This window comes from Caballeronia sp. (genome assembly GCF_049581465.1).
Lineage (GTDB): Bacteria > Pseudomonadota > Gammaproteobacteria > Burkholderiales > Burkholderiaceae > Caballeronia.
The window spans coordinates 1-7,277 of sequence record NZ_JBAUSA010000359.1; the positions used below are offsets into that span (position 1 = coordinate 1).

Annotated in this window: 6 protein-coding genes and 1 pseudogene; 6 read left to right on the top strand and 1 reads right to left on the bottom strand. The window is 60.0% G+C overall.

The window, feature by feature from the left end:
- The 6 genes from WCA53_RS08950 to ptsP all read left to right on the top strand — a co-directional run.
- Positions 1–1,288: ammonium transporter (locus tag WCA53_RS08950; RefSeq protein WP_423908149.1), on the top strand; the 1,288-nt coding region annotated here is incomplete at its 5' end.
- 290 nt (positions 1,289–1,578) lie between these two features.
- On the top strand, positions 1,579–2,868 hold the full coding sequence (gshA, locus tag WCA53_RS08955; protein ID WP_423908151.1) for a glutamate--cysteine ligase: 1,290 nt from the start codon (positions 1,579–1,581) through the stop codon (positions 2,866–2,868).
- A 156-nt stretch (positions 2,869–3,024) separates the two neighbouring features.
- Complete coding sequence (gene gshB / locus WCA53_RS08960; RefSeq protein ID WP_423908153.1) at positions 3,025–3,984, top strand: glutathione synthase; 960 nt, start codon at positions 3,025–3,027, stop codon at positions 3,982–3,984.
- Between the two features lie 295 nt (positions 3,985–4,279).
- Positions 4,280–4,768: a PTS sugar transporter subunit IIA gene (locus WCA53_RS08965; RefSeq protein WP_423908155.1), complete on the top strand. Its 489-nt coding sequence runs from the start codon at positions 4,280–4,282 to the stop codon at positions 4,766–4,768.
- A 47-nt stretch (positions 4,769–4,815) separates the two neighbouring features.
- On the top strand, positions 4,816–5,085 hold the full coding sequence (locus WCA53_RS08970) for an HPr family phosphocarrier protein (protein ID WP_423908157.1): 270 nt from the start codon (positions 4,816–4,818) through the stop codon (positions 5,083–5,085).
- Between the two features lie 224 nt (positions 5,086–5,309).
- Positions 5,310–7,070 carry a phosphoenolpyruvate--protein phosphotransferase gene (ptsP, locus tag WCA53_RS08975; RefSeq protein WP_423908159.1) on the top strand — a complete coding sequence of 587 codons (1,761 nt, stop codon included), beginning with the start codon at positions 5,310–5,312 and terminating at the stop codon, positions 7,068–7,070.
- On the opposite strand, the pseudogene WCA53_RS08980 reads toward ptsP, so the two are convergent.
- A pseudogene (locus tag WCA53_RS08980) lies at positions 7,058–7,277 on the bottom strand (autotransporter strand-loop-strand O-heptosyltransferase); the annotation flags it as partial. The gene ptsP and the pseudogene WCA53_RS08980 overlap by 13 nt on opposite strands.

The following is a 7,277-nucleotide window of genomic DNA, read 5'->3' on the forward strand; positions in this document are numbered from 1 at the left end:
CTTCAAAGCGATGGGCGTGGCGTTGGCAGGTCTGGCGCTCACGGGCGCTCCGGCGTTTGCCGCGACACCGAAATTCGATTCCGGCGATACCGCCTGGATGCTGACCTCCACCGCCCTCGTGCTGTTCATGACGATCCCGGGCCTGGCGCTTTTCTACGCGGGCATGGTCCGCAAGAAGAACGTGCTCGCGACCGTCATGCAGTCGTTCGCGATCTGCTGCCTGGTCACGATCCTCTGGACCGTGGTCGGCTACAGCCTGGCCTTCACGCCGGGTAACTCGTTCATCGGTGGGTTCTCGCGCGTGTTCCTGCACGGCATGAACTACATCCACGGTGACAAGGCGACCACCCTGACCGTCAGCCATCTGGCGCCGACGATTCCGGAAACCGTCTACTTCGTCTACCAGATGACGTTCGCGATCATCACGCCAGCGCTCATCAGCGGCGCATTCGCCGACCGGATGAAGTTCTCCGCGATGCTGGTGTTCATGGGCTTGTGGACGATCATCGTCTACTCGCCGATCGCCCACATGGTCTGGGAACCGACTGGCTGGCTGGCTAGTGCTGGCATCCTCGACTTCGCAGGCGGCACCGTGGTTCACATCAACGCCGGTATCGCCGGCCTGGTGTGCTGCCTGGTACTCGGCAAGCGCGTCGGTTATGGCCGCGAAGTCATGGCTCCGCACAACCTGGTGCTCTCGCTGATCGGCGCATCGATGCTGTGGGTTGGCTGGTTCGGCTTCAACGCGGGTTCGGCAGTGGCGGCTGACGGCCGTGCCGGCTTCGCCATGCTCACGACGCAAGTCGCGACCGCATGCGCCGCGTTCGGCTGGATGTTTGCTGAATGGATCGTGAAGGGCAAGCCTTCTGTGCTCGGCATCATCTCGGGTGCAGTTGCAGGCCTGGTGGCGATCACGCCGGCTTCGGGTTTCGTCGGTGTCACTGGCGCCCTCGTGATCGGCATTGCTGCTGGCGTAGTGTGCTTCTGGTCGGCAACGTGGCTCAAGACGAAGCTTGGCTACGACGATTCGCTCGACGCGTTCGGCGTGCACGGCGTGGGCGGTATCCTGGGCGCGCTCCTGACGGGCATCTTCGCGGTGAAGGATATCGGCGGCGCGGACAGCAGCGTTCTTCTGCAAGCCAAGGGCGTGCTGACGACCTTGATCTACAGCGGCGTGGTCAGCTTCGTCCTGCTGAAGGTCATCGACATGGTGATGGGCCTGCGTGTTACGGAAGAAGAGGAACGCGAAGGTCTCGACGTGACGCTGCATGGCGAACACGTTGAATAAGGTGTGTTTGAACATGATGCGAGGCGGGCGCGAGAGGCCTGCTTCGCATCGGATAATCGGTCAATAGAGCGATTAGCAGGGCTCCGAGACGAGCGCAGCGAGTTTGCCCGCCCAGTGATGGCGGGCATTTTTTTGTCCTGAATCCGTCGATGCGGAGCACGTCAGGGCGCTCGCACACTGCTGCGAAGATCTGAACAAAACGGCGCAATAGGCTTGGGAAAAGGGAGTTCATCCCCAGATATGCAACGTGTTTGGCCTACAATCTTTTCTCTCCAGTCCACGAGTTATCAATGGTTCCGCACCTAGTCACGGCGTTAAACGGCCCGCTGCTCGACCTCGAGCGGAAGATTCTCGACGCCACGCCGGCCATCGAAAGATGGTTTCGGCTGGAATGGCAGGAACATACGCCGCCGTTTTACTGTTCGGTCGACCTGCGCAACGCGGGATTCAAGCTGGCGCCTGTCGATACCAATCTCTTCCCCGGCGGCTTCAACAACCTGCCGGTCGAAGTACTGCCGCTCGCGGTGCAGGCGGCTATGGCATCGATAGAAAAAATCTGTCCCGACGCGAAGAATCTCTTGATGATTCCGGAGCGGCACACACGGAATGCGTTTTACCTTGAAAACGTCGCGCGACTCGCCACGATCATGCGCCAGGCCGGGCTGAACATTCGCTTTGGCACGCTCGACGAAAACATTCACGGGCCGGTGACCATCGCCCTCGCCGATGGCCAGAAGATCGTGCTCGAACCGCTTGAGCGCACGCCGCGCCGGCTGGGTTTGAAGAACTTCGATCCGTGCTCGATCCTCCTGAACAACGATTTGTCCGGCGGAATTCCGCCCATACTTGAAAACCTTCACGAGCAGTACATGCTGCCGCCGCTTCATGCGGGCTGGGCGGTACGCCGGAAATCGAATCATTTTTCCTGCTACGACGACGTCGCGAAGAAGTTTTCGAAGATGGTCGAGATCGATCCGTGGATGATCAACCCGTATTTCGCGCATGTGGAAGGCGTCGATTACGAGGCGCGCACGGGCGAGCAAGCGCTGTCGGATGCTATCGACGGCGTGTTGAAGAAGATTGCGAAGAAGTATCGCGAGTATGGGATCAGCGAGCGTCCGTATGTCGTGATCAAGGCCGATGCTGGCACGTACGGCAAGGGCGTGATGACGGTCCACGATGCGTCGGAAGTGGCCGCGCTGACCAAACGCGAACGCGTGAAGATGAACGACGCGAAGGAAGGCCTCGAAGTCCACGACGTGATCGTGCAGGAAGGCGTGCACACGTTCGAGCGGGTGGGCAACGCGGTGGCCGAGCCGGTGGTGTACATGATCGACCGGTATGTGGTCGGCGGGTTTTATCGTGTGCATGATTCCCGGGATCGTGACCAGAATCTCAACGCGCCAGGGATGCATTTCGTACCGCTCGGCTTCGAGCACACGGCATTGCCGGACGCTCACGCGAAACCAGGTGTCGCGCCGCCGAACCGTTTTTATATGTACGGCGTGGTGGCGCGGTTGGGATTGCTGGCGGCATCGGTGGAACTGGAAAAGACCGATCCGGAAGGTATCCAGGTCTAGTCCAGCGTCTAGTTCTGCGCCAACGCAAATGGCCGCACAAGTTGCGGCCGTTTGCGCTTCAGGCGCAATGACATCGTGTCGTGGTAAAAACGCGTATTGCGTGCCGAGCGCGCGCGAGCATCGAACAATCAAGGCTTCATGGCCAACTGGACGTTTATGGACATTCTTTTCATCGCGGATCCGCTGGATCACTTCAAGATCTACAAGGACACAACCTACGCCATGATGGCGGAGGCCGCGCGTCGCGGGCACACGCTTTACGTATGCGGGCCACAGCACCTGGCGTGGATCGGCGGCAAGGTGGAAGGCACCGTGCAGCGCGTGGCGATTATCGGCGACGAAGCCGATTCCAGCCGCCTGCCGTGGCACACAGCCGAGCAGCCGGAAACGCGGCTGCTGACTCAATTCGACGCGATCCTGATGCGCAAGGATCCGCCCTTCGACATGGAATTCGTGACGTCCACGTGGCTTTTGGAATTGGCTGAACGAGCTGGCGCGCGCGTGTTCAACAAGGCATCGGCGATTCGCGATCACTCGGAAAAACTGGCCATCGGCGAATGGCCGCAATACGTTGTCCCGACGCTCGTCACGCGCGATGCCGATCGCTTGCGCGCATTCCACGCTGAACACGGCGACGTGATCCTGAAGCCGCTCGACGGCATGGGCGGCATGGGGGTGTTTCGTGTGAAGCCCGACGGCATGAACCTTGGCACGATCGTGGAAATGCTCAGCGACAACGGCGCGCGCAGCGTCATGGCGCAGAAGTTCATTCCCCAGATCGCGGAAGGCGACAAGCGCATTTTGCTGATCGGCGGCCAGCCGGTGCCGTATTCGCTCGCGCGGATTCCGCAGGGCAACGAGGTGCGCGGCAACCTCGCGGCCGGTGGGTTGGGGCGCGCCCAGCCGCTTTCCCCGAAGGATCGCGAAATCGCCGAAACGCTTGGGCCGGTGCTCGTCGAACGGGGATTGTTGCTGGTGGGACTCGATGCCATCGGCGACTACCTGACCGAAGTCAACGTCACCAGCCCGACGTGTTTCCGCGAAATCATGGATCAGACGGGTTTCGATGTGGCCGGAATGTTCATCGATGCGCTTGAACGCGCGGTTGCGGCCTGAAACTAGAGGCGATCGCCCGAAATGGGCTGGTTCGAGTTGATTTAACCCAGACTTGTTACAATCTCCTTCTCGTGACTTTACTGAAAGTCGTTTTTGGGCGCGATCCGTCCCTGGAACGACAACAGGAATTATGTTGCGGCGCAATGCGTTGCACATGATGTGAGAAATTTGACTAAGCTTGTTAAACAGTGACGTCCAGCGCCAACGCATCCAGACCGGAAGCGCCAGGCGCACATAACAGCAATTTCCCGCGATTCCCGACGTATTGCGTCGTTTTAGGGCAGTAAAACCTGACATGGCTGGCATTTTGATCATTGCGCACGCACCGCTTGCTTCGGCGTTGCGAGAGTGTATTACCCACATTTACGGCGGTTTGCCCGCCCGCATTGGCGTGATCGACGTCATGCCGGATTGCGATCCGGTCGAAGTTCGCGCGTTTGCGCGCTCCGAAATCGACCGTCTGAAGGAAGATAACGGTGCGATCGTGTTGACCGACGTGTTCGGCGCCACGCCCGCAAATATCGCGCAAAGCCTGGCGAGCGATAGCGTCTGTGTGCTGGCTGGCGTGAATCTGCCGATGCTCGTGCGCGCCGTGTGTTACCGGACCACGCCGCTCGAAACGCTCGCCGAAAAGTCGTTGCAAGGTGGATCGAAAGGCATTCAGGAACTCGATGCCTCTACGCCTGCGAATCAATGCGCGATGGCCACCCGCGCGGCGGTCGCGAATGCGGCTGCCGGTGTCGCCGCAACCGCGTGCCTTCCGGCAAAATCTGCAAGTTTCTAAGGCAAGTTTCTAAGGTTTAGGCCTTTCACCCCGCGCCCCGGAGCATCATGCTGCAACAGGAAACGACCATCGTAAACAAGCTGGGACTGCACGCGCGGGCATCAGCGAAACTCACGCAACTGGCAGGCAATTTCAAGTGTGAGGTCTGGATGAGCCGCAACACCCGCCGGATCAACGCAAAAAGCATCATGGGCGTGATGATGCTGGCGGCGGGAATCGGTAGCACGGTGACGATCGAAACCGAAGGCGAGGACGAAGCCGAAGCGATGAAGGCCATTCTTGCCCTGATTGCCGATAAATTTGGCGAAGGACAATAGGCCTGTCCTGCCGACCAAGCTGTCACACGTAAAAAAAGCCGCGCATCGACGCGGCTTTTTTGCGTGCATTCGATGACGTCGACCTGACTTTAAGTCGTCGTGCGACAAACGCGCGCTGCGACGCACAGCGTTATAAAACGAGATCGAATTTATAATGGTGGACGGTTAGACTTGCCAGCCGGCAATCGGCCGACTGAGAGCGCCAACAACTAGAGGAGGTGCGCGTGTCGTTCACGCTGCATGGAATTCCCGTCTCGCGCGGTATCGCCATCGGCCGCGCGTATCTGATCGCGGCGGCCGCACTCGAGGTCGATCATTACCTGGTCGAACCGGAACATATTGATATTGAAATCGAGCGCTTTCACGCGGCTCAGGCACAGGTGCACGCTGAGCTCGACGCGCTACGCGACGACCTCGCCGCCGACGCTCCCAGTGAAATGGGCGCGTTCATCAACGTCCATTCAATGATCCTGAACGACGCCATGCTCGTTCACGAAACCATTGATCTTGTGCGTACGCGTCGATACAACGTGGAATGGGCGCTGACCGAACAGCTTGAAATCCTAAGCCGCCATTTCGACGATATCGAAGACGAATACCTGCGCGAACGCAAAGCCGATATCCAGCAGGTGGTGGAACGCGTGCTGAAAGCGCTCGCAGGCGCGCCGTCGACCGCGACGCTCGTGGTCGATGGCGCCGCCAGCAACGGCCACAACGACATGATCGTGGTCGCGCACGACATTGCGCCGGCTGACATGCTGCAGTTCAAGACGCAGGCGTTCAAGGGTTTCGTCACGGACTTGGGCGGCCGCACCTCGCACACGGCGATCGTCGCGCGCAGCCTTGGCATTCCGGCCTCGGTCGGCGTGCAGCAGGCGAGCGCGCTGATCAGGCAGAACGACTTGATCATCGTGGACGGCGACTACGGCATTGTGATCGTCGATCCGGCACCGATCGTGCTTGAGGAATATTCGTATCGGCAGAGCGAGAAAGTGCTTGAGCAGCGCAAATTGCAGCGCCTCAAGTTCTCGCCAACCCAGACGCTCGATGGCACCAAGATCGACTTGTGCGCGAACATCGAGTTGCCCGACGACGCCCGGACGGCGCTGGAAGCCGGCGCGATGGGCGTTGGCCTGTTCCGCAGCGAGTTCCTGTTCATGAATCACAAACACGCGTTGCCGGAGGAAGAGGAACAGTTTGAAGCGTACCGGCGCGCGATCGAACTGATGAAGGGGCGACCCGTCACGATTCGCACGATTGACGTGGGCGCGGACAAGCCGCTGGACTCGATGAGCGGTGGCGACGGGTACGAAACCGCGCAAAATCCGGCGCTCGGATTGCGCGCGATCCGCTGGAGCCTGTCCGAGCCGCAGATGTTCACAACTCAATTGCGCGCGATCTTGCGGGCGTCGGCGTTCGGGCGGGCCAAAATCCTGATCCCGATGCTCGCACATGCCCAGGAAATCGACCAGACGCTCGACCTGATTCAGGAGGCCAAGCGTCAGCTCGACGCAGCGGGCATCGATTACGATCGCAACATCCCGATTGGCGCAATGATCGAGATTCCGGCGGCGGCGATCGCCGTGCGGCTATTCTTGAAGCGGCTGGATTTCCTATCGATAGGGACCAACGACTTGATCCAGTACACGCTGGCGATCGATCGTGCCGACAACGCCGTTGCGCACCTTTACGATCCGTTGCATCCGGCGGTGCTGCATTTGATCGGTTTCACGCTGCGCGAGGCGAAGGCGGCAGGTGTGCCGGTTTCGGTGTGCGGCGAAATGGCCGGCGATCCGACGCTCACGCGCCTGTTGCTCGGCATGGGATTAACCGAGTTTTCGATGCACCCGAGCCAGTTGCTGGTGGTCAAGCAGGAGATTCTGCGCGCGGACCTGAACGCGCTGAAAAAGCCTGCCGAGAACGTGCTGGCCGCCTACGAACCAGCCGAATTGCTCGCCGCGCTCGCGGTGCTTCAGACGGCTTGACCGAGGCCGCGCTCGTCGATGAGTTTATCGACGACGCTCATCACGAACTCGGGGGCGATCACCGCCGTGCATTGAAACGGCTGCGACTTGTCGAAGCGGCGGGGACACCATCCGAAATTCTCCGCATCGAATTCGGCCGTGGTGTCGTTGAAGCAGCTATTGCAGCCGTGGAAATTGATCACGCGATACGGTGTGCGAAACTCTGTG